Source organism: Saccharothrix sp. DSM 118769, from assembly GCF_052936295.1.
In genome coordinates, this window is sequence record NZ_CP193627.1 from 23,605 (window position 1) to 48,265 (window position 24,661).

A 24,661-nucleotide genomic window follows, 5' to 3' on the forward strand; every position below is an offset into this window, starting at 1 on the left:
CGGCCTCAGGTCGGTACACAGGTCACCGTGACCCGCGAACCGATCGCGACCTCACCGGTCGGCGCCAGGTCCGACACCAGGCACCTCGCCTCGTCACCCGGCGCGCCCCCGTCCACGGAGTGCACCTCGGGCTCCAAGCCGTACCCGGACAGCCTCTTCGCCGCCTCGTCCACCGGCAGGTCGACGTAGTCCGACTTCGTGATCGTCACCTTCGGTTTTCCGGGGAGCCGATCGGTGGAGTCGTCCAGTGGTCGGGCGCTCGTCGTGCTCTGCCCGCTCGCGCCGCCGGGCACCTCGTCGTCGTCACCCAGGGCGCGCAGGGCGACCACGCCGAGCACCAGTAGGACGGCCACCAGCACAGCGACCATAACCCACAGGAGGGCGCGGTTGCGCCCCGGTGGGCCCGGGGCGGGCGGCAACGGACGGAAAGCGCCCGTGTGCGGAGTGTTCATCCCAGGTGGGACCGGTTGCATCCCCGGGCGGGAGCCCGGGTGGCTCACCGGCACCCCCGGGTGGGTGTGCTGCGGCGGGGCCATCTGCGGCGGCGTCATCGGCTGCCCGGCCAGGGGCTGCCCGGTCATCGGCTGCTGCGGCGGCGTCATCGGCTGCCCCAACTGCTGGCCCAGCTGCTGCTGCTGGCCGGTCGGCGACTGGCCCGCCTGCTGCCCCAGCTGCTGGGCGCCGACCACCATCGCGAACCCGGACGGCGCGGGCAGCGGCTGGCCCGCCCGCACCGCGCCCACCGCCAGCGCGAACTCGCCGCCGTTGCGGTACCGCTGCCGCGGGTCCTTCACCAGCGTCGCCTCGATCAGCGCGCGCGGACCCGGCGGCACGTCCGGCGGCAGCGGCGGCGCGATGTCGCGGATGTGCATCATCGCGACCGTCACCGCGTTCTCCGACAGGAACGGCCGGTGCCCGGTCAGGCACTCGTACCCGCACACGGCCAGCGCGTACACGTCCGACGCCGGTTCCGCCGCGTGCCCCAGGGCCTGCTCGGGCGCGATGTAGTGGGCGGTGCCCATCACCATGCCGCTGTGCGTCACCGGTGCCGCGTCAGCCGCCTTCGCGATGCCGAAGTCGGTGATCTTCACCTTGCCCGCGGGCGTCACCAGGATGTTGCCCGGCTTCACGTCCCGGTGCACGAGGCCCCGCTCGTGCGCGGCCTGGAGCGCGTTGCCCGCCTGCTCCAGCACGTCGAGCGTGCGGTCCGCGTTGAGCCTGCCGCGGGCGATGATCGCCGCCAGCGGCTCGCCCTCGACCAGCTCCATCACCAGGTACGCGGTGTCCTCCGGCCCGTCCGGCACCGACGCGGTCTCGCCGTAGTCGTGCACCGCGGCGATGCCCGGGTGGTTCAGCGACGCCGTGGTGCGCGCCTCGATGCGGAACCGGTTGAGGAACTCGGCGTCCCCCGACAGCTCCGCCTTGAGCACCTTCACCGCGACCCGGCGGTCCAGCCGGGTGTCGTCGGCCTCCCAGACCTCGCCCATGCCGCCGACGGCGATCCGCTTGCCCAGGCGGTACCGCTCGGCGAGCAACTGGCCGGAGGTCAGCATCAGCGTCCCCCGAGGTAGGCGCCGATGACCGCGCGCCCGATCGGCGCGGCCACCCGCCCGCCGGTGGCCGCCAGGCCCTGCTGGCCGCCGTTCTCCACGATGACCGCGATCGCGATCTCCGGGTTCTCGGCGGGCGCGAACCCGACGTACCAGGCGTGGGGCTTGGTGGCCCGCACGTTCTCGCCGTGCTCGGCGGTGCCGGTCTTGGACGCGATCTGCACGCCGGACAGCTTGCCGCCGCCCGACGTGTTGTTCTCCGAGGCGACCATCATGTCGCGCAGCGCGGCGGCCTGCTCCGGCTCCATCGCCTCGTCGACCTCGTCCGGGCCGGTCTCGCTGATCGCCTCGAAGTCGGCGGCCAGGACCTTCTGCACGAGGTGCGGCTGCATCCGCGTGCCGCCGTTGGCGATGGTCGCCGCCATCACGGCGTTGGCCAGCGGCGTGACCCGGACGTCCTTCTGGCCGATGCCCGTCTGGTAGACCGACGGCTTGTCCGACATCTCGCCCAGGCCGGACGGCTCCACCGGCAGCGGGATCTCCAGGTCCTGCTCGCCGATGCCGAACTTCGCCGCCTGCGCGCGCAGCTTGTCCGGGCCCAGCTCGTTGGCCAGCACCGCGAACGCCGTGTTGCACGACTTCGCCAGCGCCTCCTGCAACGTGGCCGTGACGCCGTTGCCGCAGATCGTGTCGTTGAAGTTCGGCAGCGGCGTGTTCGTGCCGGGCAGCGTGATCGACGGGCGGCCGTCGACCTCGCTCTCCTTCGTCCTGCCCTCGGCGAGCGCCGCCGCCGCCACGACCAGCTTGAACGTCGAGCCGGGCGGGTAGATCTGGCGCACCGCGCGGTTGAGCATCGGCTCGGACTCGTCGCCGTTGAGCCGCAGCCACGCCTCTTCCTGCACGTCCCCGTCGTGACTGGCCAGCTCGTTCGGGTCGTACGACGGGGTGCTGGCCATCGCCAGGATCTCGCCCGTCTGCGGCTTGATCGCCACCACCGTGCCGGTCAGGCCCTGGCTGGAGAGCTGGTCGAACGCCGCCTGCTGGAGCTTCGCGTCGATGGTCAGCTGGATGTTGCCGCCCTTGGGGTCGCGGCCCGTGATCAGGTCCGACAGGCGGCGCGCGAACAGCCGGTCATCCGACCCGTTGAGCAGGTCGTCCTCGGCGCGCTCCAGGCCGCCGGTGCCGTAGATCAGCGAGAAGTAGCCGGTGACCGGCGCGTACACCGGCCCGTTGGCGTACGTCCGCAGGTACTCCAGGCGGTCGTCGGTCCGCTGCACGGCGGCCAGCGGCGTGCCGTCCGAGGCGATGATCTGACCGCGTTCCCGGGAGTACTGGTCCAGGATCACCCGCGAGTTCAACGGGTTCTTGCGGTAGTCGTCGGCCTTGATGACCTGCACGTACGTGGCGTTGCCCAGCAGCAGGAGGAACATCGCCATCATGGCGAGGCCGACCCGGCGGAGCGGTGTGTTCATTTGGGACGCTCCACCATGACAGTGAACTGGTCGGCGATGGCCGGCTGCTGCGGCCTCGGCTTCGGCGTGGTCTTCGGCGCGCGCGCGGCGTCCGAGATGCGCAGCAGCAGCGCCACCAGGATGTAGTTCGCCAGCAGCGACGAGCCGCCCTTGGACAGGAACGGCGCCGTGATGCCGGTCATCGGGATCAGCTTCGTCACGCCGCCGACGATGATGAAGATCTGGAACGCCACGGCGAACGCGAGGCCGCCGCCGAGCAGCTTGCCGAACGTGTCCCGCACGGACAGCGCTGTCCGCAGGCCGCGCAGCGCCAGCACGGTGTAGATCAGCAGCACCGCGGACAGGCCGACGAAGCCCAGCTCCTCGCCGATCACGGCGGTGATGAAGTCGGTGTTCGCCTCCGGGATCTCGTCCGGCCGCCCGCCGCCCAGGCCAGCGCCGAACAGGCCGCCGGTGCCCAGGCCGAACAGGGACTGGAGGATCTGGTGGCCCTTGCCGTACGGGTCGGCGAACGGGTCCAGCCAGTTGTCCACGCGGACCTGCACGTGGCCGAACAGCTTCCACGCCACGAACGCGCCCACGCAGAACATGACCACGCCCAGCACGACCCACGCGGCGCGCTCGGTCGCCACGTACAGCAGCACCAGCACGATGCCGAAGAACAGCAGCGACGAGCCCAGGTCCTTCTGGAGCACCATGATGCTCACGCCGACCATCCAGGCGGCGATCAGCGGACCCAGGTCGCGCGCCCGCGGCAGGTCCAGGCCCAGCACCCGGCGGCCCGCGATCGTGAACAGGTCCCGCTTCGACACCAGGAACGCGGCGAAGAAGACCATCAGCAGGATCTTCGCGAACTCACCCGGCTGGATGGAGAACGCGCCGAAGCTCAGCCAGATCTTCGCGCCGTTGATCTCGGGCGCGATGGCGCTCGGCAGCACACCGGGCAGCACCAGGGCCACCAGGCCGAGGAAGCCGAACGTGTACCCGTAGCGGGCCAGCGTGCGGTGGTCGGACAGCACCTTGAGCGCGGCGCAGAACAGCACGACCGCGATGGCCGTCCACAGCACCTGCTTGCCCGCCGCCGGGTCCCACAGGTCGCCGTTCGGCATCTTGACGTCCGCCATGGCCAGGTCGATCCGGTGGATCATGACCAGGCCGAGGCCGTTGAGCAGCGCGACGCAGGGCAGGATCACCGGGTCCGCGTACGGCGCCCACCGGCGCACCGCGAGGTGCGCGGCGGTCAGCAGGCCCAGGTAGGCGAGGCCGAGCCACACGATGCGCATGGTCAGCTCCTTCTCCTGGTTCGCTTCGACCAGGATCAGGGCGCCGGTGACGAGCACGGTGGCGAACCCGAGCATGAAGAGTTCGGTGCCCCGTCTCGTGGGCGGCTTCAGACCAGGCGACGTGCTGCTCGCCGCCGCGAGCGGTGTGCCCTCCGCGCCGGGGACGGGCGAACCCATGCGACTACTGACCCCTTCGGCAGTCCGTGCCCGGCTTCTGCACGGGCGTGGTGAGGGGAGTCCCCTCCGGAGTGGTGGACGTGGTGGTCTCGGTCGTGGTCGCCCCCGCCGGGGGCACCTCGGCCGTCGTGGTGGCGCCCGTGCCCGTGGTGGTGGGCGGCGCGGCGGTGGTCGACGTCGTCGTGCCGGTCTGGCCCGACGAGCAGAACGGCAGCGTCTGCTCGGTGCGCAGCCGGCGGATCGCCTCGCGCGCGCCCTCGATGCCGTCCACGTCGGTGATGCCGTTGCGCACCACGTCCCGGGTGGCGACCTTCAGGTCGTCCACGCGGATCGGCTCGCACGCCTGCGCGCCGGGCGGGCACGAGCCCTCGACCCGGGAGTGCAGGGCGAAGCCGAACACGCTGCCCGTGACGCCGCGGAACACCGACACCTCGCCGGTGTCGCCCACGCCCACGTAGTACTGGCGCAGCACGTACCAGCGCGTGCCGAGACCCGCCGCGGCCAGCAGCAGGAACACGAACAGGACCAGCGCGAACGCCTTGATCCGGTTACCGCGCCGCCGCCGGGGGTCCGGCGGCGGTTGCACGGGGTCGACCCGCGGGGGAGCGGGCCTCGGCCCGGTCATCGAGCTCGCCCGGGAGGCGGGCGAGTCGGGTGGCGGCGGGTCCTCGCTGCCGTCGCCGGCCGCGCCGCCCACTATCGGGGCGTCGTCGCCGAAGTCGACGTCGACCACGTCCGCGACGACCACCGTGACGTTGTCCGGGCCACCGCCCTTGAGGGCCAGCTCGATCATCCGGTCCGCGCACGCCTGCGGGTCCGGGATGCGGATGGCCTCCTCCAGCGTCTCCATGGTGACGACGCCGGACAGGCCGTCCGAGCACAGCAGGTAGCGGTCGCCCGGCCGGGCCTCCCGCACCATCAGCCTCGGCTCCACCTCGTGGCCGGTCAGCGCGCGCAGCAGCAGCGAGCGCTGCGGGTGCGTGGCCGCCTCCTCCTCGGTGATCCGGCCCTCGTCGATCAACGACTGCACGAACGTGTCGTCGTGCGTGATCTGCGTGAAGGTGCCGTTGCGCATCATGTAGGCGCGCGAGTCGCCGATGTGCACCATGCCCAGCCGGTTGCCCGCGAACAGCACGGCGGTGAGCGTGGTGCCCATGCCGTCCAGGTCGGGGTCGCTCTGCACGAGCTCGGAGATCGCGCCGTTGCCGGCGATCACCGCGTCGCGGAGCTGGCCGAGCAGGTCGTCGCCGGGCTCGTCGTCGTCGAGCGGGGCCAGGGCGGCGATGACCACCTTGCTGGCGACCTCGCCCGCGGCGTGGCCGCCCATGCCGTCGGCGAGCGCGAGCAGGCGGGGGCCCGCGTACACGGAGTCCTGGTTGTTGGAGCGCACCAGGCCGCGGTCGCTGCGGGCCGCGTATCGAAGGACGAGGGTCATGAGCGCAGCTCGATCACCGTTTTGCCGATTCGGATCGGGGAGCCGAGCGGGACCCGGAGTGGGGCCGTGACCTTCGCCCGGTCGAGGTATGTGCCGTTCGTGGAGCCCAGGTCCTCCACGTACCAGTCGGTGCCGCGCATCGACAGGCGCGCGTGCCGGGTCGACGCGAAGTCGTCGTCCAGCACGAGCGTGGAGTCGTCGGCGCGGCCGATCAGGATCGGCCGCCCGTCCAGGGAGATGCGGGTGCCCGCCAGCGCGCCGTGGGTGACGACGAGCTGCCGGGCAGCCTTGTTGCCGCGGACGTCTTTCTTGACGGCGCTCCTGCCGAACTTCGGCGTCGGGACGCGCAGCCCCGACGCCGCGTACAGGTCGGAGCGGACCACACGAAGGGCAGCCAACACGAACAACCAGAGCAGGATGAGGAAACCCGCTCTGGTCAGCTGCATCACCAGCTCTGGCACCGGTTGTAACCGCTCCTGACTTGAGTGCCGTCACGCCACGCCGACTCGACCACCCACAACACCGACCCGGGTCAGCCCGCGGTGCGGAAGACCAGCGACGAGTGCCCGATGCGGACGACGTCGCCTTCCGCGAGCTGCCAAGTCTGCACTGGTGTGCCGTTCACCGTGGTGCCGTTTGTCGAACCGAGATCAGCGAGCATCGCACTGTGCCCGTCCCAGGTGATCTCCAGGTGCCTCCTGGAGACGCCGGTGTCCGGGAGCCGGAAGTCGGCCTCCTGGCCGCGGCCGACCACGTTGCCGCCCTGCTTGAGGTTGTAGGTGCGGTTGGAGCCGTCGTCCAGGTGCAGGGTGGCGGTCAGCTGGCGCGGGCCCGACTGGACCGCCGGCGGGGCGTAGCCCTGCGACGGGTCGGCGTAGCCGGGCTGCTGGCCGTAGCCCTGGTCGTAGCCCTGCTGGCCGTAGCCGGGCTGCTGGGCGTAGCCCTGGTCGTAGCCCTGCTGCTGCTGGCCGTAACCCTGGTCGTAGCCCTGCTGGCCGTAGCCCTGGTCGTACCCGGGCTGCTGCTGCCCGTAGCCCTGGTCGTACCCGGGCTGCTGGCCGTAGCCCGGGTCGTAGCCGGGCTGGCCGTAGCCGGGCTGCTGCTGGCCGTAACCCTGGTCGTAGCCGGGTTGCTGCCCGTAGCCCTGCTGCTGCTGGTCGTAGCCGGGCTGCTGCTGGGCGTAACCCTGGTCGTAGCCCTGCTGCTGGCCGTAGCCGCCCTGGGCGTAGGGGTCGTAGCCGGGCTGGCCCTGTCCTTGTCCGTAGCCGGGAGGCTGGCTCATGGAAGCGTCTCCAGAAGTGCGAGGTGGTGCTGACCGTCGGCTGGCAACTTTCACGTCGGGGTCGACGGACGAGCTGGTTCGGAACTGTCCCGTGTGCAGCGCGTCGGAGCGCTCCAGGGAGACTACGACGTCACCATAGGTGTCCCATCCGCTCTCCTCGAGGTGCTCCCGGACGGAGTCCCCCAGGAGTTGCGTGATGCGTAGTTCATCCTGGCCGTCCCCGGCAAGCCGATCGTGGTCCTGCGGGCCCAGCAGGACCTTGAAGTGGTTCGGGGCGAGCAACCGGCCACCCGCCAACTCGCGGATGTTGCCCTCCGCCTCCCGCTGGAGCGCCTGCGCGACCTCCTGCGGGACGACGTTGCCGCCGAACACCCTGGCGAAGGTGTTGCCGACGATGCCTTCGAGACGGCGCTCGAAGCGCTGTACGAGGCCCACGGCAACCCTCCGACTCGGTCGACTTCTGCTACCGATCGTATCCGGGGCGACGTGCCGGTACACGGGCCAATTGGTAACCCGGCCGGGGGCCGTGCTAGTGTTCTCCACGTCGCTCCGGGCGAGTGGCGGAATGGCAGACGCGCACGGTTCAGGTCCGTGTGTCCGAAAGGACGTGGGGGTTCAACTCCCCCCTCGCCCACCATACGGGGAAGTCCCACCCACTGCATGTGGGTGGGACTTCCCCGTTTTTTCGCGCGCACCTTCCGGTGATCTTTTCTGCCCACCGTGATCACGTGATCTCAGTCACCCGACCGGGTGCCGCCGTTCGTGGCGGCACCGCGGACGGTCGGTCGTTCTGGTGCGGCGAGCGGTCGCCGATGCGGTCTCCGGTCCGGGTCCGGGGCCCTCCCGGCGGGGTATTCCAGGCGGGGCGGGCACACCCTGAGCACGACTTCGGGGCCACCCCGACGACCGGGGTCACCCAGACGGCAGCACCGCCGGACCGAAGTCGTCCGCCGGGCGTTCGACCGGTTACCGACCGCTCGACGCCGTCGATCGCAGGAGCGGCTCCGAGGCGGTTGGCACCTGGTACGCCTTATCCAGAGCACGAGTCGAAACGCGGCGGACGCACCGCCGTGGTTTGCCGAGGAGGCCCTGGCGTGAGCAGCACACCAGCACGGATCGCGGACACCGACGACACCAGGGCGCTGTCGGCGACCGCGATCCCCGTTCCCGAACTGCCCGGTTCCGCGGAGGAACTGGCCGCCGCGGCGGCGGTCCGCCTCGGCTGGCACGGCGTGGTGCTGCCCGAGATGGTGCTGATGGGCCGGCGGGTGGTCGTGGTCGCGGAGCTCCTGGCCGACGCGCACGCCGAGCGGCTGTGCCTGGGCGCGGCCCCCGAGCCGGACCGCACGACGGTGTCCACGTGGGTGTGGCCGGAGATGGACGGCCGGGTGCCGCCCACCGCGGTGCGGATCGTCGGCGTGCTGGCCGTCGCCCGCCACTGGCGGACCGCGCTGGCCTCCGCGGTGCCGTTCGCCCGCTTCGGCAACGCCGCCGCCGTGCTGCCGTCCTCGGTGGCGTTCACGCACGACTACCTGGCCAACTGCCTGCCCCGGGTCCGCCGCTACGGCGTCTCGGTGCTGCTGGCCGACGACGAGCTGAACCTGACCACGGACGTGGCCGGCCGCAACGAGACCGTGCCGGTCGAGGACACCGCCACCACCCGTTGGGTGAATGAACTGGTCTACGAGCGGGTGCTGGCCACCGCGTCCTGATCTACCGTCGCGGTATGCGTCTGGTGATCGCGGGTGGGCACGGCAAGATCGCGTTGCTGGTGGAGCGGCTGGTGGCCGCGCGGGGCGACGGCGCCACGGCGCTGGTGCGCAACCCGGACCACTTCGCGGACGTCGAGGACGCGGGCGCGGTGCCCGTGCACTGCGACCTGGAGGCGGCGGACGCCGCTTCGGTCGCGGAGCACCTTGCCGGCGCGGACGCGGCGCTGTTCGCCGCGGGAGCCGGCGCGGGCAGCGGGACGGCGCGCAAGGACACCGTCGACCGGGGTGCGTCGGCCCTGTTCGCGCAGGCCGCGCAGCTGGCCGGGGTGCGGCGGTTCGTGCAGGTCAGCAGCACCGGCATCGGCCGGACCACGGGTGACGAGGCGTTCGACGCCTACCTGCGCGCCAAGGGCGCGGCGGAGGAGGACCTGCGCGAGCGGGACCTGGACTGGACGATCCTGCGGCCGGGCCGGCTGACCGACGACGAGCCGACCGGCCTCGTGGAGGTCGTGGAGGCCCCCGCGACGGTGCGGGGTTCCGTACCGCGCGGCGACGTGGCGGCGGTCGTGCTGGCCCTGCTGGACCGGCCGGGCACGGTCCGCCGGACCTACGAGCTGATCTCCGGTGACACCCCGGTCGCCGAGGCGTTCTGAGCCGGTCCCGGCTCGCCCCAGCCGGCTTTCCCGAGCACGCGGTCGAGGTGGTCGTTGGCGAACTTGCCGGCCGGGTCGACCTCGTCGCGGACCCGGAGGAAGTCGTCGAAGCGCGGGTAGCGGTCGCGCAGGTCGGTCGCGGTGAGGCTGTGCAGCTTGCCCCAGTGCGGCCGACCGCCGACCGCGCCCGCGATCCGCTCGAACGCGTCGAAGTACCGCCTGTGCGGCATCCCGAGGTACTGGTGCACGGCGACGTAGGCGGTGTCGCGGCCGTGGGCGGTGGACAGCCAGATGTCGTCGCCCCGCGCGACCCGCACCTCCACGGGCACGATCACGCCGTGGTCGAGCCGGTCGACCGCGGTCCGCAGCTCGCGCAGCACGTCGTGCAGCGCGGCCCGGGGCACGGCGTACTCGGTCTCCACGAACCTGACCCGGCGGGGCGTGGTGAACACGCGGTGGGACGCGTCGCGGTAGACGCGTTCGGAGACCAGCGACCCGCACACCCGGTTGAGCGCCCTGGTGGTGCCCGGCACGGCCCTGGCCAGCCGGCAGACCAGGCCGAACGCGCCGTTCTCCATCACCTCGTACTCGTAGAACCGGCGCGCCGCGGACAGCGGAGCGGCCGGTTCGTCGACCCGGTTGTTGCGCTTGAGGATCACCCGGTCGGAGTGCGGGAACCAGTGGAACTCCACGTGGTCCTCGACGGCGGTGAGGTGGTCGAACTCCTCCAGCACGGCGTCGAGCCGGCCGGGCGCCTCGCGGGCGTGCAGCACGAACGCGGGCACGCACCGCAGGGTGACGGTGCTGATCACGCCGAGCGCGCCGAGGCCGATCCGGGCCGCCTGGAACAGGTCGGGCCGCTCCTCCGCCGAGCAGCGGACGACCGAGCCGTCGGCGAGCACCAGCTCCAGCGCCTCGACCTGGGTGGCCAGGCCGCCCAGCCGCGCGCCGGTGCCGTGGGTGCCGGTGGAGACGGCGCCGGCGACGGTCTGCGCGTCGATGTCGCCGAGGTTGGCCAGGGCCAGGCCGAGCACGTCGAGCAGGGCGTTGAGCTGGCGCAGCGTCGTGCCGGAGCGGACCGTGACGAGGGTGTCGTCGACGTCGACGACACCGGTCCAGGCGTCGAGGTCGATCGCGGTGCCGGGGGCGACGGCGATGGGCGTGAACGAGTGCCCGCTGCCGCGCGGGCGCACGGCGGAGGAGCCGACGACGGCCGCAACCAGCTCGTCGACGCTCGCCGGGTGCTCCACCCGGTGCGGGTTCGCGGACGCGGTGCGCGCCCAGTTCGTCCACGAGGACCCCATGCCCACCTCCGGTGTGACGCGTTCCACGCACCGTAGGTGAAAGGAATTCACCTTTCAAGTACGGTGAGGACCATGCAGCCCCGCACGCGCCTCGACGCCGCGACGAAGGAGTTCGACCCTCCGTTCGCGATCGTCGACCTGGACGCCTTCGACGGCAACGCGGACGACCTCGTCCGCCGCGCCGGGGGGCGCCCGATCCGGGTGGCCAGCAAGTCCGTGCGGGTCCGCGCGCTGCTGGAGCGCGTCCTCGCCCGGCCCGGGTACGCCGGGGTCATGTGCTACTCGCTGGCCGAGGCGCTGTGGCTGTCCTCCGTCGACCTGTCCGAGGACCTGCTGGTCGCGTACCCGACCGTCGACCACGGCGCGCTGCGGGCGCTGGCCGCCGACGAGGTCGCGCGCCGCCGCGTCACGATCGTGGTCGACTCGACCGACCACCTCGACCTGGTGCGCGCGGCGCTGGGGGAGGACCACCCCGAGATCCGGGTGTGCCTGGAGCTGGACGTGTCGTGGCGACCGCTGCCCGGCCTGCACGTCGGGCCGCGCCGCTCCCCGGTGCACACCCCGCGCCAGGCCCGCGCCCTCGCCGAGGCGATCGTCCGCCGGCCGGGGTTCCGGCTGGTCGGCGTGATGGCGTACGAGGGGCAGATCGCGGGCCTGGGCGACCAGCCGCCCGGCAGGCCGCTGCGCGGCGCGGTGCTGCGCTGGATGCAGAAGCGCTCGGCCGCCGAGCTGGTCGAACGCCGCTCCGCCGCCGTGCACGCCGTGCGGCGGGTCGCCGAGCTGGAGTTCGTCAACGGCGGCGGCACCGGCAGCCTGGAGGTCACCGGCGCCGACCCGTCCGTCACCGAGCTGGCCGCGGGGTCCGGCCTCGTCGGGCCCACCCTGTTCGACGGCTACCGCGGCTTCCGGCCCCGGCCCGCCGTGCTGTTCGCGCTGCCCGTCGTGCGCCGGCCCGCGCGCGACGTGGCCACGCTGTTCGCCGGCGGCTACATCGCCTCCGGCACCGCGACCCCCGACCGCCGGCCCTCGCCGTACCTGCCCGCGGGCCTGGAGCTGCTGCCGCTGGAGGGCGCGGGCGAGGTGCAGACGCCCGTCGCCGGGCGGGCCGCCGACTCGTTGCGCCTGGGCGACCGGGTGTGGCTGCGGCACGCCAAGGCCGGGGAGCTCGCCGAGCGGTTCACGCACTACCACGTGGTGCGCGGCGACGTCGTGGAGCGGACCGTGCCGACGTACCGCGGCGAGGGCCGGTCGTTCGGTTAGGGCGGGTCAGTCGGGCAGCCGGGTGGACAGGTAGCCCCGGACCATCGCCTTGGCCTCGTCCAGGATCTTCTGGTCGCCCGCGGCGTCGCGGCGGAACGCGAGGTTGAGCACGCCGTCGGCCGCCTCCACCGCGATGGATATCGGCAGCTGGATGTCGTCGAGCGGGATGTCGAACTTCTCCGCGATCATCTCCGAGATCCGGTCGGAGATGACCGTGTTGTTGTCGCGCCGGTCGTCGAGTAGGCGCAGGTCGACGACGTCGCCGAAGTGCAGCTTCGAGAACGCGGGCACCTCGCGGTGCATCGAGACGTAGACGTCGAAGATCGTGTCGACCGCGTCCCACCAGTGCTCCAGCGCCGTGGACGTGAAGCGGCCGTCCACGGTCTGGATGAACTTCTCCAGGTTGCGCAGGGTCAGCGCCTGCACCACGGCCCGCTTGTCCGGGAAGAACTGGTAGAGCGACCCGACCGCCACGCCCGCCCGTTCGGCGATGAGCGTGGTGGTGACCCCGTCGTAGCCGACCTCCTCGATGAGCTGGGCGCAGGCTTCGAGCATCCGCTCGACGCGCTTGGCGCTGCGCTGCTGCACCGGCTGCCGGCGCAGTGGGGTCGTACTGGTCACGGTGACTCCTGCGGCGATGGACTGCGGGATTCCATAGTGCCCGGTCGCGGCCGTCCCCACTTCACTTCACCGCGCAACACGCCTACGATCCGAATCACTTTCATGTTCTGGGAGGCGCCCGTGACCCTGCCCGACCACTTCCTCTGGGGCGTCTCCACCTCGGCCTTCCAGATCGAGGGCGCCTTCACGGCGGCCGGCCGGCAGCCCTCCTCGTGGGACGACTTTCCCGCGTTCGGGGGACACGACGCCTCCGTCGCCTGCGACCACTACCACCGCTACCGCGAGGACGTCGCCCTCGTGCGGGACCTCGGCGTCGGCGCCTACCGGTTCTCCGTCTCGTGGCCGCGCGTGCTCGCCGGCGACCTCGCGTTCTACGACCGGCTCGTCGACGAGCTGCTCGACGCCGGCATCGCGCCCGTCGCGACGCTGTACCACTGGGACACCCCGCGCGCGGTCGAGGACGCCGGCGGCTGGCTGGAGCGCGACACCGCCCACCGCTTCGCCGACCACGCCGCGCGGGTCGCCGACCACCTCGCCGACCGCGTCGCGCTGTGGGTGCCGGTCAACGAACCCGCCATGGTCACCCTCCTGGGCTACGCCACCGGGCAGCACGCGCCCGGCAAGGCGCTGCTGTTCGACGCCCTGCCCACCGCCCACCACCTCAACCTCGGCCACGGCCTCGCCGTCCAGGCGCTCCGCGCGGCCGGCGCCCGCGCCGTCGGCACCGCCAACAACCACACCCCCGCGCAGCCGGCGTCCCCGGCGGACGCCGACGCCGACGCCGCCTCCGCGTACTCCGACCTGCACAACTGGCTCTACGCCGACCCCGTGCTGGCCGGCCGCTACCCCGACTCCCTGGCCGACCGGCTGCCCGTGCGCGACGGCGACCTGGACGTCATCTCCGCCCCGCTCGACTTCTACGGCGTCAACTACTACAACCCGACCCGGCTGCGCGCCCCGTCCGGGGAGAACCCGCTGCCCTTCGAGCTGGTCGACATCGACGAGCACCCCAGGACCGGGTTCGGCTGGCCCGTCGTCCCCTCGGGGCTGACCGGGATGATCTCCCAGCTGAGGGACCGCTTCGTCGACCTGCCGCCCGTCTACGTGACGGAGAACGGGTGCAGCTACCCCCACGCCACCGAGGACACCGACCGCATCGCCTACCTCGACGCGCACGTCGACGCCGCCCTCGCCGCCGGCGTCCGCGGCTACTTCGTGTGGTCGCTGCTCGACAACTTCGAGTGGGACTCGGGCTACTCGCAGCGCTTCGGCCTCGTCCACGTCGACTACGGGACCCAGCGGCGCACGCCCCGCGCGTCCTACCGCTGGTACCGCGACCGGATCGCCCGGACCACCTCGTGAAGCCCGTCCCCGTCGACGCCCTCGCCGAACCCGTCGTCCCCGTCCGCCGGTCGTGGACCGCGCTGCTGTTCCTGGCCAACCTCGGCCTGTGGCTCGCGATCTACGCGCCCGTCCAGGTGCTGCTGCCCCGCCAGGCCGAACTGCTCGACGCCACCGCCAAGGAAGCCGTGTTCGGCCTGGTCATGGGCGTCGGGGCGCTCGCGGCGCTGATCGCCAACCCGCTCATCGGGCTGGCGTCGGACCGCACCACGTCCCGCTTCGGCAGGCGCCACCCGTGGACCCTCGCGGGCGCGCTCCTCGGCGCGGCCGGCCTCGTCGTCCTCGCGACGGCCGGTTCGGTGGCCGCCGTCGTCGTCGGCTGGTGCCTCGTCCAGGCCGGGCTCAACGGGATGCTCGCGTCCCTCACCTCCGCCGTGCCCGACCGCGTGCCGGTGCGGCAGCGCGCCAAGGTCGGCGGCCTCGTCGGCATCTCCCAGATGCTCGGCACGGTCCTCGGCGCGGTCGTCGTCACCGTCCTCGTCACCGGGCTCACCGCCGGCTACCTGGCGTGCGCGCTCGTCGTCGTCCTCGGCGCGCTCGCCTTCGTCGCGACCACCCCCGACGCCCGCCTGCCGAAGACCGCCCGCCCCGCCCTGCGCGTCCGCGAGCTGTGGGTCTCCCCGCGCCGCCACCCCGACTTCGCGTGGGCCTGGGCCGCCCACTTCACGATCAACCTGGGCAACGCCTTCGGCACCCTCTACCTGCTCTACTTCCTCGGGGACGTCGTCCACCACCCGTCCCCCGAAGACGGCCTCCTGGTCCTGATGCTGCTCTACGGCGCCGCCCTCGCGGCCGGGGCGCTCGTCGTCGGCGCCCACTCCGACCGCACCGGCCGCCGCCGCCCGTACGTCCTGCTGTCCGCCGTCGTCATGGCCTTCGCCGCCCTCCTCCTGGCCGCCTGGCCCACCTGGGCGTCCGCGCTGGTCGCCGCACCCCTCCTCGGCGTCGGCTTCGGCGCGTACTGGGCCGTGGCGCTGGCCCTGCTCACCCAGGTCCTCCCGGCCGCCGCCGACCGCGCCAAGGACCTCGGCGTGCTGAACGTCGCCAACTCCCTGCCCCAGGTCGTCGCCCCGTTCCTGACGACCGGCATCCTCACCTCACTGGGCGGCTACCGGGGCCTGTTCGCCACGTCCGCGGTGGCCACCCTGTGCGCCGCAGCCTGCATCGCCAGGGTCCGCTCGGTCCCGTGAAGCACCATCGGAGTCGTCGTTGAGACTGCAGGACAAGATCGTCGTGGTGACCGGCGCGTCCCAGGGCATCGGTGCCGCCACCGCCCGCGACCTCGCGTCACGGGGCGCGGTGGTGGTGCTGGTCGCCCGTGACGCGGCAGCACTGGACGAGCACGTGACCGCGATCGGGCGAGCCGGCGGGCGGGCCACCGCCGTGCCCGCGGACCTGGCGGACCCGGCGCAGGTGACCGCCCTGGCGGCCCGCGTGCGGGACCGGTTCGGGGCGCCCGACGTCCTCGTCAACAACGCCGGCGCCGGCCGCTGGCTGTTCCTGGACGAGACGCCGGTCGACGAGCTGACCGCCATGATCGCCCTGCCGTTCACCGCGGCGCTGCACGTGACCAGGGCGTTCCTGCCGGGCATGAGGGCCAGGCCGCAGGCGAGGGTCGTCGTGGTCAACTCCCCGGTCTCCCGCCTGCCGATCCCCGGCGCCACCGCCTACGCCGCCTCCCGCTACGCCCTGCGCGGCCTGGTGGCGGCCCTGCGCCTGGACCTGCGGGGGACCGGCGTGGGCGTGACCGAGGTGATCCCGGGCAAGGTCAGCAGCCGGTACTTCGCCAACAACCCGGGTGCGGAGGAGCGGATCCCCGCCATCGCGCGCCTGATCCCCACGGTGAGCCCGGAGCAGGTGGCGGTGAGGATCGCTCGGGCGGTGGAGCACGACCACCGGACAGCCGTCTTCCCGTGGCAGCTGAGGGCCTTCGACGTGCTGGGGCGCCTCGCGCCGGGGTTGACCGGCTACCTGACCTGGAGAACCGGCACCCACCGCTGAAACGTCGCCCGCCCCGCTGGTCCGGGGGGCGGGTCGTGGGCCGTCGACGACCGTCCGCCGATCCTGGCAGGTCATCCACCGCATCGGTGTGCGGTACGGGAACGCTTGCCGGCGCTGTGACGGGCTCGTGACAGGAAAGTGCTGGTCACGAGCCTGTGGGGGAGGGTCTGGCGGGCCTGGTCGTGGCCGGTGGTCCACGGGTGATCGGTGCCGCTGGTCGGTGCCGCGGCCCCCACGTGGAAACGGCCCCGGTGTCCGCGCGGGAGGGGCGGACACCGGGGCCGACGTGGTGCCCGCGGACCGGTGCCGGTCGGGGAGGGAAGGTGTGCACAACACCGGCCCGCGGATGTCTGGGTGTTCAGTTGGTGGACGATCCTTCGTGCCGTCCCTGCCGGGCCGCTGGCACGCGGTCCGGCAGGGACGTGGTCTAGCCGGCCGGCGATCCGTTCGTCGCGGTCGGGGGTTCGCACGTCCCGGACCGCCGGCCAGTAGGCGGGTGTTCGACCTGGTCGCGTCGGGGGAACGACAGGTCGAAACCGCCCGTTAGTGGGCTCGAGCCACGACTCCTCGGCGGGACCTGGTGACAGGAGGGGTCACCGGCGCCGATCGGAGGTGGCGAGCCGGGCGCGGGGCCAAACCGCCCGCGACCAGGTGTTCGTACGCGGCGCGCCACACCGAGCACGGGCTCTTCTGCTGCCGCCACCGTCCGGAGCACTCGGGGCAGTTGCCCTTCTCGTCCGGTTCGTGCGCGGCGAGCAGCGCCCGCCAGCCCTCGGTCAACCGAGGGAGCTCGGAACGTGCCACCGACAGGAGGGACGGGGCGTCGGCCTCGTTGGCCAGCTCGGTGAGCAGGTCCAGCCGTTCCCACACCGCGTTGCGAAGAACTTGTCCGAGGATCTCGTCCACCGAAACGTCACCGTCACCTTTCCGCCTGCTCGGCGGCTTCACGTAGCGCGGCCCTGAGCTGTACAAGTTGGTCGGCCGAGAGGACCGCCGTCTCACCCGGCGGACCGACCAGGACCACGCGGCCCCGGTCGACCAGCACGGTGAGGCAGCGCTCCCGGTCGACCACGTCGCTGCAGCGGATCCGCCACCAGCGACGTTGCCCGGTCGTGCCGCGCCATCCCGGGTCGAGGTCGGTCGACCCCTGGACGGACACCGGAGCCGGAGCGGCGACAGCGGTACCCGCGACGACCGCGCCACCGGGGGTGGTCACCGCCCGTTCGATCAGGTCCACTGCCGTGTCCTCTCCGTGCTCACTCGCTTACCGGAACCCAGATTGCGATGATTCAACCCGGATCGGGATGTCACAGCGTTGGCCGGTATGCGTCCTACGTTAAGCGGTCACCGGAGTTCGGCAGGGCCGATCAGCCTCGCCGATCGGTACTTCTCGCAGTCGGGGGAGTGCCCCTACTCTGCCGTTGACGCCCAAGGGACTGTGAGGGGGCGCAATTGAACACCATCGGTTCGCACAGTTCTCCTGTTGCACCAGAGGTCTGGGACCAGCAGGAGATGCGTGACGCGCTGGCGCGTCGCGAGATCAGCGCGGTGTACCGGCTGCTGCGACGGCACGGCGTGTCGCAGCGCCAGATCGCGGCGTTGACGGGCCAGTCGCAGTCCGAAGTGTCGGAGATCCTCAAGGGGCGTCAGGTCATGGCCTACGACGTCCTCGCGCGGATCGCCGCCGGCTTGGGTGTCCCGAGGGGATACATGGGCCTCGCCTACGACGAGGCCACGGCAGTGCGGGTGGCCGCCACATCGGAGGCACCCCATTCTGAGGAGGACGAGTCGGTGAAGCGAAGGAAGTTCCTCGCGCACGCCGCCGCCATCACCGTCGGCGCGGCCGTGTTCGGTACGGACTCCGGGTCTTGGGCTTCGTCGCCCGCGCAGACTCCGGCTCCCGGCCGCATCGGCATGACCGACGTCCGGCAGGTCGAGGCCGCCACCCGCGCCCTGCGCACCCTGGACTACCAGTACGGCGGCGGCTCGTGCCGCGACGCCGTCGTCGCGCAGCTGTCGTGGGGGCAGCAGATGCTCGGCGCCAACGCCACCGACCTGGTCAAGGAGCGCCTCTACGTCGCCCTGGCCGACCTGCACAACCTCGCCGGCTGGACCTCCTTCGACACCGGCCTGTACGACTCCGCCCGCAACCACTTCGGCCAGGCGCTCGGCCTCGCGAAGCAGGGCCGCAAGGAGGAGCTGGTCGCGAACATCCTGTACCGGATGGGGCGCGTCTACCTGCACCAGGACGCGCCGGACGACGCGTTGAAGGTGTTCCAGCTGGGCCAGCTGGCCGCGCAGAACTCGGGTTCCGAGCTGGCGGTGGGCATCCTGTGCGCCAACGAGGCGTGGGCCTACGCGAAGATGGGGTCCGACACGCAGGCGCTGAAGCTGCTCGGCCGGGCCCGTGACGAGTTCGCCCGCGCGAACGTCGGCGACGCCCCGGCGTGGGCGAAGTTCTTCGACGCGAACGACCTGTCGGCGATGATCGGCACGGTGCACACCGAGCTGGCGCAGACGGTGGACGTGAAGTACACGCGCACCGCCGTGCCCGCGCTGACGAAGGCGATCAACGGGTTCGGCGAGGACATGAGCCGCAGCCGCTCGTTCAACCTGACGTCGCTGTCGATCAACCACCTGCTCGACGGCGACATCGACCACGGCGCCCGCATGGGCCGCCAGGCGATCGAGCTGTCCGAGGGCCTCAAGTCGGTCCGCACGAAGGACCGGATGATCCCGCTCCAGAAGGAGGCGGAGAAGCGCCGCAACAACCCGGACGCGCGTGAGCTGGCCGAACGGGTGGCGAAGTTCACCGGCTCCGACAGCGCGGCTTGATCACCGACGGCCTCCTGGACGGCCGGTTCACGCCCGAGGCGCTGACCGGTGTGCTGGAGCGGCTGTGCGCGCGGCTCGGCCTGGACGGCCGGGGCGCGCGCCTCGTGAAGTTCACCGGCAACGCCGTGTTCGACCTGCCCGCCGACCGCGTGGTGGTCCGCATCGTGGGGTCGATGAACCTGCGCCACCGGGCGGGCAAGGTGGTCCGGGTCGCGCGGTGGCTCGCCGCGCACGACGTGCCCGCGGTGCGGCTCGTGGAGGACTTCCCCCAGCCGCTGGCCGTGGGCGAGCACCTGGCCACGGTGTGGCACGCGGTGCCGTCGGGCGGGCGTCCCGTCGACGGCCACGACCTCGGCCGGGTGCTGCGGCAGGTGCACGCGCTGCCCGCGCCGGACTTCGAGCTGCCGCGCTGGGCGCCGCTGGACGACGTGCGGCGGCGGATCGCGGACGCCGAGGAGCTGGCCGACCCCGACCGCCGGTTCCTGGAGGAGCGGATCGCGGACCTGGCGGAGCGCCTGGCCGGGTTGCGCACGGTGCTGCCGCAGGGCGTGGTGCACGGCGACGCGCACCTCGGCAACCTGATCCCGAGCCCGGCGGGTCCGGTGATCTGCGACTTCGACTCCACCAGCACCGGACCCCGCGAGTGGGACCTGAGCACGCTGCCGGTGGGCGTCGCCCGGTTCGGCCACCCCGTCCGCTGGCACCGCCAGCTGGCCCGCGAGTACGGCTTCGACGTCGTGACCTGGCCCGGGTTCCCGGTGCTGCGCGAGGTCAGGGAGCTGAAGCTGACCACGAGCGTGCTGCCGATCGTGCGCAGCCACCCCGACGTGGGCGCGGAACTGCACCGCCGGCTGAACGCCCTGCGCGCCGGCGACACGACGACGCCGTGGAGCCCCTACCGCTGAACGCGGCCCCGTGGGAGAACGAACCGGTAACGCCCGGGCCGCGTCGCGCGAATGACGCATCGACGGGGATGCGCGTGACGGGGTCGGCGAGGTGCAGCGTGGTCGTGGATCTGCTCGGGGCGAAGCGCAGGCGCACGAGGCGGGCGCTCCAGTCCGCGAAGATGCTCGACGAGGTCGTCGACACCCAGCTGCCGCTGCTGGCGTCGTTCGACGAGCAGCGGCGCCGCCGGTCCGCCGACCACCTCGCCGAGCTGGTGAAGCTCGCCCAGGACTACCGCTACTTCGCCAACGGCTGGATCGACGCGCGCGAGCTGGAGCGCCGGGGCAGGTCCGCCGTGTCCGCCCTGACCCACCTGCGCGAGACCCGCTCGTCCCGCGTGGTCAGCGACTAGGACCGGTCAGCGCTTGGGCCGCCAGGCGCCGTTCGCCCACGCGTCCTCGGCGTACGCGCGGAACGACTTGGGCGGGCGCCCCGCGACCCGCTCCACGGCGTCGGTCACGTCCGACTCGCCCCACGCGTCCCACGCCGCGACCTGCGCCTCGGCCACCTCGGGCGGCACGACGGCCCGGTAGTCGTCGGCCGTGCCGCGGAACGCGACCCGCCGCCCGCTGACCCGCCCGATCTCCTCCAGGGCGGCCGGGAACGACAACGCCTCCGGCCCGGTCACCTCGTAGGTGCGCCCCGCGTGCCCGTCCTCCACGAGCGCCGCCGCGGCCACCGCCGCGATGTCCCCGGCGTCGACGAACGCCACCCGCCGCTCGCCGAAGGGCAGCACCAGCTCGCCCGCCACCACCGACTCGCGGAAGAACCCCTCGTCGAAGTTCTGGTCGAACCAGTCGGGCCGCACCGCGGTCCAGTCGACCCCGGACGAGGCGACCAGCTGTTCGGCGGCCAGCAGCCGCTCGTCGCGCATCTCCTCGATCGCCCGGCTGGACAGCAGCACGAACCGCCGCACGCCCCGGTTGACCGCCTCCAGCACGAAGTCGGGGTCGACGGGCAGCTCGTGCGGCGCCATCAGGTACACCCGTTCGACGCCGGTCAGCGCGTGCGCCCAGGTGACCCGGTCGCCCCAGTCGAACGGCACCTCGCCGCGCCGCGACGCGCGCCTGACGTCGTGACCGGCCGCGTCGAGCAGGTCGGCCACCCGGCTGCCGGTCGTGCCGGTGGCGCCCAGTACGAGGATCGGTTTCCCAGCCATGCCCCCGACCTCACCACAGACCCCCGACAGTCGCGCGTCGCACCTGGTCGCACGGGGTGCGGGGCAGGCGGGCGTCAGGCCACCGGGGCGCGGGACAGCACGACGGCCAGGCCGAACGCCACCCCCATGACGGCCAGCTCCACCGCCGCCCACCCCACCAGCGCCGTGGTCCTGTGCTGCGCGACGTGCGGCAGCAGCCGCCACCGGATGTTCGCCCCCAGCAGCCCCAGCGCCACCGCGCACACCGCCTTGCCGAGCAGCACCAGGCCGTACGAGGTGGTGACCAGCGAACCCGGCAGGCTGATCACCGGGTTCAGGGCCAGCTCCAGCACGCCGTTGAACAGCCCGGTCACCGTGACCAGCGCCAACGCGATCGTGGCCAGCTTCGAGAACTTCGGCAGCGCCTCCGCCAGCAGCCCCCGCCGGTGGGCGACCAGCACCACCAGGGCCGCCAGCCCGCCCGTCCACGCCGCCGCGCCCAGCACGTGCAGCTCCATCGAGATCATGGAGTAGTCGTGGTACTTCCAGTTCGACGCGTGCCCCGTCACCGGCAGCGGCAGGAGGCCGAACATGGAGATCAGGATGCGCAGCTCGGCCGGCACCGACTCGCCGCGCCGCACGGCCAGCACGCCGATCACGACGTAGACCGAGGCGCACACGGCGCTGAACAGCAGTCCCTGGCCCGCGCCGACCCGCTGGACGTAGTCCACGACCATCGGCATGGTCAGCTCGGCGTCCGGCCTGGTCTCGTAGGCCCTGATCACGATCGACAGCAGCGCCGTGAGCGCCCACACCGCCGCCGCCACGACGGCCGCCGGTCGGGCCACGCGCAGCACCGGCTCGGTCATCGCGGGACGGGTGAAGCCGAGCAGCTTCGGCAGCAGCGACAGGCCGACGACGACCGTCGCGGCCAGGTCGAGCAGGGTGCGGACGAGCGGGTGGCCGACGCGGACCACCACCCCCGGCTCGGCCACGCCGACCACCTCGGGGGTGGTGGACAGGCCGAAGCCCAGCAGGACGCCGACGGCGCCGCCCGCGAGCAGGCCGCCGGCGACCCAGTACCGGTTCGCGGGGGTGGTGGTCCGGTCCGCGGTCATCGCCCGGCGTTCCCCTTCGGCGCGCCGCCGCGCAGCGCGAGGAACACGCCGCCGCCCAGCAGCACGACGGCCGCCGCGATCCACACCCAGAGCGGCACGCCCCCGTCACCGTCCGGCGAGGACGCCGAACCCGCGGTGCCGGAGGACGTGACGGGCGCGGGGGTGCCGTCGCCCGCCACCGAGGTGGTGAACTTGAGCGACCCGGTCACCGGGTGGCCGTCCGCCGACAGGACGCGGTAGCCGACCGCGTACTCCGCGGCCGGCCCCAGCGGGCGCACCGCGAAGGTGACGCTGTTGTTCTTGACCGTCGGCTCGCCCTCCGCCTCCCAGCGCGTGCCCTCCGGGCCGGTGACGGTGACCGTGTTGAACTTCTCCCCGGCCTGCACCGGCTGGTCGAAGGTCAGCGTGATCGCCGTCGGCCCGGACCCCAGCCGCGCCCCGTCCTTCGGGTCGCTGCTGACCAGCACGTTGTGCGCGGACGCGGGAACGGCCGTGCCGAGCACGACGAGACCCGCGACCAGGCCGGTCAGCAGCAGCGAGACGACGCGCCTCATGCGGTCGGCTTGCCCGCTCGACGGGACCGCAGCACGGCTCCCGCACCCAACCCGAGGCCGAGCGCGCCGACCGCGAGCCCGGCGCCGCCCAGCCAGCGGGCGGTGTCGTCGGTCGCCGCGGCGGCCGTCGTGCCGTGCGGGTCCGCCGACGCCGTGGCGACCGCGGCCCCGTGGGCGTCGCCGTCCGCCTTGACGAGGTTCAGCACGGGCGCGGGGCGCTCCGGCTCGTCACCGCCCTCGGCGGGCGGCGGGGCGTTCCAGTCCACGACCTCGCCGCTGTCGTAGGTCTGCTTGGTGGGCAGCAGCAGCTGCTCGGTGTTGTCCGGCAGCGGGCCGATGGACAGGTCGAACTCGTTGAACTGGCCGGGCTCGACGCGGGTGCCCGGGTCGGCGGTCCACGTGACGGTGCGGACGGCCTCGGTCACCTCGCGGCCGTGGCTGGTGACCGGGGTGGCCAGCTTCTCCTTGACCGCCTCGGCCTTCCAGCCGGGGACGGGCCTGGTGCTGACCGAGGCCAGCGGGTACTCGGCGGGCAGGGTCAGCTCCAGCTTGACCGTGCCCGCGTCGGGGCGCTCGTTCGGCACCCGCAGCGTGACCTTGGTGTAGCCGCCCTGCTTGGCGGGGGCGGGCGTGGACGCGGTGACGTGCGCGGACGCCAGGCCGGCCGTCCCGAGCACGAGGAAACCGGCGGTGGCCAGCACGGCGCCGCCCCGGGCGAGCGCGCGCACGCCGGATCGCTTGATCGACATGGAGTTGTTGCTCCTGGGTACCAGAGGGTTCTAGGGGACTCGGGTGATCAGGAGCGGGGGAGGACCGCGGCGGCCGTTCACGCGGCGCAGCAGCACGCCGACCAGCCGGTCCGGGGTTGACGACGGCACCGGGACGGCCACCGCGCCGACCGGCGCGGGCGGGGTGGGCGGCAGCGGCACGAGCCTGCGCGCGACCGCGCCCAGCGCGCCCAGCGCCGCGTCCGCCCTGGCCAGCAGCAGGCCGGTGAGCAGCGCGGCGACGACGTGCGCGGCGGTCATGGCGGTCGGGCTGAACCCGAGGCCGGGTCCGTCGGCGGTGTGGTGGCCGAGGCCGAGCAGCAGGTGCTGCCCCACCTGGGCGACGCCGAGCGTGGCCAGCACCGTCCACGGCCGCCGGCCGCGGTCGGCGAACGCGGTGCCCGCGAACGCGACGAGCAGCGTCAACGGCAGGGCCGGCGCGAACTCGGTGACCTCGCCGCCCGCCGCGCCGTGCGCGGTGACGGTGAGTGCCGACGAGGTGACGGCCAGCAACGCCGCCCGCGCGGAGCGGGTGGGAGCGGGCCGTCTGGTCACACGCAGAGCCTAGGAGGTCGGGTCACGCCGGCGGGAGCCCCCGTCCGAAGGGGCGTCGGTCCCGCCGCTCAGTCCCCCCGCACGCCGAGGCGCTTGAGCAGGTCGGCCTCCAGGGCGTCCAGGTCCGCGGCCACGGCGCGGTGGGCGGCGCGCCGGCGCGGGGACGGCATGCGCTCCGCCGCCCGCACGGCCGCCATCAGCTGGCCCAGCCGCCGCTCGGTCGCCTCCACGTACCCGCGCTCGGTGTCGCGCAGCTGGTCGAGGGCCTCGGTGAACCCGGCGACGCGGGCGTGCAGGCGGGCGCCGTGGCCCGAGTACCTGGTCAGCTCGTCCACCGGCACGCCGAGGCGCGACGCCCGGAAGTGGTCGTAGCGGTCGCTGAGGAGCGCGGCGGCCCGGACGGCGATCGGCGCCACCACCGGGATCAGCGCCGGCGCCAGCACCTTGGCCACGCCCACGAGGTTCTTCGCCCGGCTCGGGGTGAACCCCTTGCCCTTCGCACGCGCCACGGCGGCACCTCCTCACCGCAGACCCTAGAGCCGTTCGGGCAAAAGATCGACTCGACCACGCCGGGTCGCCCGGGTCGGTGAGGTTGCCG

25 protein-coding genes and 1 tRNA gene are annotated in these 24,661 nt (G+C 73.0%); 10 read left to right on the forward strand and 16 right to left on the reverse strand.

Going from position 1 to position 24,661, the window contains the following annotated elements; translation table 11 throughout:
- Positions 1–5 precede the first annotated feature (5 nt).
- From ACRAKJ_RS00120 to ACRAKJ_RS00145, 6 genes are all read right to left on the reverse strand, one after another.
- Positions 6–1,553, reverse strand: a complete 1,548-nt coding sequence (locus tag ACRAKJ_RS00120) for a protein kinase domain-containing protein (protein WP_438919650.1) — start codon at positions 1,551–1,553, stop codon at positions 6–8.
- Complete coding sequence (locus tag ACRAKJ_RS00125) at positions 1,553–3,022, reverse strand: penicillin-binding transpeptidase domain-containing protein (RefSeq protein WP_438919649.1); 1,470 nt, start codon at positions 3,020–3,022, stop codon at positions 1,553–1,555. Before ACRAKJ_RS00125 ends, ACRAKJ_RS00120 begins: the two co-directional genes overlap by 1 nt.
- On the reverse strand, positions 3,019–4,482 hold the full coding sequence (locus tag ACRAKJ_RS00130) for an FtsW/RodA/SpoVE family cell cycle protein (RefSeq protein WP_438919648.1): 1,464 nt from the start codon (positions 4,480–4,482) through the stop codon (positions 3,019–3,021). The genes ACRAKJ_RS00125 and ACRAKJ_RS00130 overlap by 4 nt, the downstream gene beginning before the upstream one ends.
- Before the next feature lie 4 nt (positions 4,483–4,486).
- Positions 4,487–5,917, reverse strand: a complete 1,431-nt coding sequence (locus ACRAKJ_RS00135) for a protein phosphatase 2C domain-containing protein (protein WP_438919647.1) — start codon at positions 5,915–5,917, stop codon at positions 4,487–4,489.
- Positions 5,914–6,378, reverse strand: a complete 465-nt coding sequence (locus tag ACRAKJ_RS00140; RefSeq protein WP_438919646.1) for an FHA domain-containing protein FhaB/FipA — start codon at positions 6,376–6,378, stop codon at positions 5,914–5,916. The genes ACRAKJ_RS00135 and ACRAKJ_RS00140 overlap by 4 nt, the downstream gene beginning before the upstream one ends.
- Positions 6,379–6,449: 71 nt before the next feature.
- A complete protein-coding gene (locus ACRAKJ_RS00145; RefSeq protein WP_438919645.1) occupies positions 6,450–7,634 on the reverse strand; it encodes an FhaA domain-containing protein in 1,185 nt (394 codons plus the stop codon).
- Positions 7,635–7,750: 116 nt separating this feature from the next.
- Here ACRAKJ_RS00145 and ACRAKJ_RS00150 point away from each other — a divergent pair.
- The 3 genes from ACRAKJ_RS00150 (at position 7,751) to ACRAKJ_RS00160 (ending at position 9,564) form a co-directional block, all read left to right on the forward strand.
- Positions 7,751–7,836 (forward strand) — tRNA-Leu (locus ACRAKJ_RS00150).
- 457 nt (positions 7,837–8,293) lie between these two features.
- Positions 8,294–8,911: a hypothetical protein gene (locus ACRAKJ_RS00155; RefSeq protein ID WP_438919644.1), complete on the forward strand. Its 618-nt coding sequence runs from the start codon at positions 8,294–8,296 to the stop codon at positions 8,909–8,911.
- 14 nt (positions 8,912–8,925) lie between these two features.
- Positions 8,926–9,564 carry an NAD(P)H-binding protein gene (locus ACRAKJ_RS00160; RefSeq protein ID WP_438919643.1) on the forward strand — a complete coding sequence of 213 codons (639 nt, stop codon included), beginning with the start codon at positions 8,926–8,928 and terminating at the stop codon, positions 9,562–9,564.
- Here the strand turns inward: ACRAKJ_RS00160 and ACRAKJ_RS00165 are convergent.
- Positions 9,519–10,868, reverse strand: a complete 1,350-nt coding sequence (locus tag ACRAKJ_RS00165; RefSeq protein ID WP_438919658.1) for a D-arabinono-1,4-lactone oxidase — start codon at positions 10,866–10,868, stop codon at positions 9,519–9,521. The genes ACRAKJ_RS00160 and ACRAKJ_RS00165 overlap by 46 nt on opposite strands.
- A gap of 72 nt (positions 10,869–10,940) precedes the next feature.
- Between ACRAKJ_RS00165 and ACRAKJ_RS00170 the strand changes: the two genes are divergently transcribed.
- Positions 10,941–12,128, forward strand: coding sequence for an amino acid deaminase/aldolase (locus tag ACRAKJ_RS00170; RefSeq protein ID WP_438919642.1), 1,188 nt, complete (start codon positions 10,941–10,943; stop codon positions 12,126–12,128).
- Between the two features lie 6 nt (positions 12,129–12,134).
- On the opposite strand, the gene ACRAKJ_RS00175 is transcribed toward ACRAKJ_RS00170, so the two are convergent.
- Complete coding sequence (locus ACRAKJ_RS00175; protein ID WP_438919641.1) at positions 12,135–12,749, reverse strand: TetR family transcriptional regulator; 615 nt, start codon at positions 12,747–12,749, stop codon at positions 12,135–12,137.
- 102 nt (positions 12,750–12,851) lie between these two features.
- Here ACRAKJ_RS00175 and ACRAKJ_RS00180 point away from each other — a divergent pair, with 102 nt between their 5' ends.
- The 3 genes from ACRAKJ_RS00180 to ACRAKJ_RS00190 are packed head-to-tail and all read left to right on the forward strand — an operon-like array spanning position 12,852 to position 16,151.
- Positions 12,852–14,111 (forward strand): family 1 glycosylhydrolase, encoded by a 1,260-nt coding sequence (locus tag ACRAKJ_RS00180; protein WP_438919640.1) that lies wholly within the window; start codon positions 12,852–12,854, stop codon positions 14,109–14,111.
- Positions 14,108–15,340 (forward strand): MFS transporter, encoded by a 1,233-nt coding sequence (locus ACRAKJ_RS00185; protein ID WP_438919639.1) that lies wholly within the window; start codon positions 14,108–14,110, stop codon positions 15,338–15,340. The genes ACRAKJ_RS00180 and ACRAKJ_RS00185 overlap by 4 nt, the downstream gene beginning before the upstream one ends.
- Before the next feature lie 19 nt (positions 15,341–15,359).
- Entirely contained in the window at positions 15,360–16,151 is a 792-nt protein-coding gene (locus tag ACRAKJ_RS00190) for an SDR family NAD(P)-dependent oxidoreductase (protein ID WP_438919638.1), read from the forward strand.
- A 543-nt stretch (positions 16,152–16,694) separates the two neighbouring features.
- Here the strand turns inward: ACRAKJ_RS00190 and ACRAKJ_RS00195 are convergent.
- A complete protein-coding gene (locus ACRAKJ_RS00195) occupies positions 16,695–17,057 on the reverse strand; it encodes a hypothetical protein (RefSeq protein WP_310310641.1) in 363 nt (120 codons plus the stop codon).
- 13 nt (positions 17,058–17,070) lie between these two features.
- A complete protein-coding gene (locus tag ACRAKJ_RS00200) occupies positions 17,071–17,388 on the reverse strand; it encodes a hypothetical protein (protein ID WP_438919637.1) in 318 nt (105 codons plus the stop codon).
- Between the two features lie 275 nt (positions 17,389–17,663).
- Here ACRAKJ_RS00200 and ACRAKJ_RS00205 point away from each other — a divergent pair, with 275 nt between their 5' ends.
- The 3 genes from ACRAKJ_RS00205 (at position 17,664) to ACRAKJ_RS00215 (ending at position 20,283) form a co-directional block, all read left to right on the forward strand.
- Positions 17,664–18,986, forward strand: a complete 1,323-nt coding sequence (locus ACRAKJ_RS00205; protein WP_438919636.1) for a helix-turn-helix domain-containing protein — start codon at positions 17,664–17,666, stop codon at positions 18,984–18,986.
- Between the two features lie 14 nt (positions 18,987–19,000).
- Positions 19,001–19,891 (forward strand): phosphotransferase, encoded by an 891-nt coding sequence (locus tag ACRAKJ_RS00210; RefSeq protein ID WP_438919657.1) that lies wholly within the window; start codon positions 19,001–19,003, stop codon positions 19,889–19,891.
- A 98-nt stretch (positions 19,892–19,989) separates the two neighbouring features.
- Positions 19,990–20,283: a hypothetical protein gene (locus ACRAKJ_RS00215; RefSeq protein WP_438919635.1), complete on the forward strand. Its 294-nt coding sequence runs from the start codon at positions 19,990–19,992 to the stop codon at positions 20,281–20,283.
- A gap of 6 nt (positions 20,284–20,289) precedes the next feature.
- Here the strand turns inward: ACRAKJ_RS00215 and ACRAKJ_RS00220 are convergent, their stop codons facing one another.
- The 6 genes from ACRAKJ_RS00220 to ACRAKJ_RS00245 all read right to left on the reverse strand — a co-directional run bounded on the left by ACRAKJ_RS00220 (position 20,290) and on the right by ACRAKJ_RS00245 (position 24,572).
- Positions 20,290–21,090, reverse strand: a complete 801-nt coding sequence (locus ACRAKJ_RS00220; RefSeq protein ID WP_438919634.1) for an NAD(P)H-binding protein — start codon at positions 21,088–21,090, stop codon at positions 20,290–20,292.
- Between the two features lie 74 nt (positions 21,091–21,164).
- Complete coding sequence (locus ACRAKJ_RS00225) at positions 21,165–22,187, reverse strand: copper resistance D family protein (RefSeq protein ID WP_438919633.1); 1,023 nt, start codon at positions 22,185–22,187, stop codon at positions 21,165–21,167.
- Positions 22,184–22,741, reverse strand: a complete 558-nt coding sequence (locus tag ACRAKJ_RS00230) for a copper resistance protein CopC (RefSeq protein ID WP_438919632.1) — start codon at positions 22,739–22,741, stop codon at positions 22,184–22,186. The genes ACRAKJ_RS00225 and ACRAKJ_RS00230 overlap by 4 nt, the downstream gene beginning before the upstream one ends.
- Positions 22,738–23,490 carry a DUF1775 domain-containing protein gene (locus ACRAKJ_RS00235; RefSeq protein ID WP_438919631.1) on the reverse strand — a complete coding sequence of 251 codons (753 nt, stop codon included), beginning with the start codon at positions 23,488–23,490 and terminating at the stop codon, positions 22,738–22,740. Before ACRAKJ_RS00235 ends, ACRAKJ_RS00230 begins: the two co-directional genes overlap by 4 nt.
- Before the next feature lie 30 nt (positions 23,491–23,520).
- A complete protein-coding gene (locus ACRAKJ_RS00240) occupies positions 23,521–24,063 on the reverse strand; it encodes a hypothetical protein (RefSeq protein WP_438919630.1) in 543 nt (180 codons plus the stop codon).
- A 68-nt stretch (positions 24,064–24,131) separates the two neighbouring features.
- Positions 24,132–24,572 carry a DUF6474 family protein gene (locus ACRAKJ_RS00245; RefSeq protein ID WP_438919629.1) on the reverse strand — a complete coding sequence of 147 codons (441 nt, stop codon included), beginning with the start codon at positions 24,570–24,572 and terminating at the stop codon, positions 24,132–24,134.
- Between the last annotated feature and the right edge of the window lie 89 nt (positions 24,573–24,661).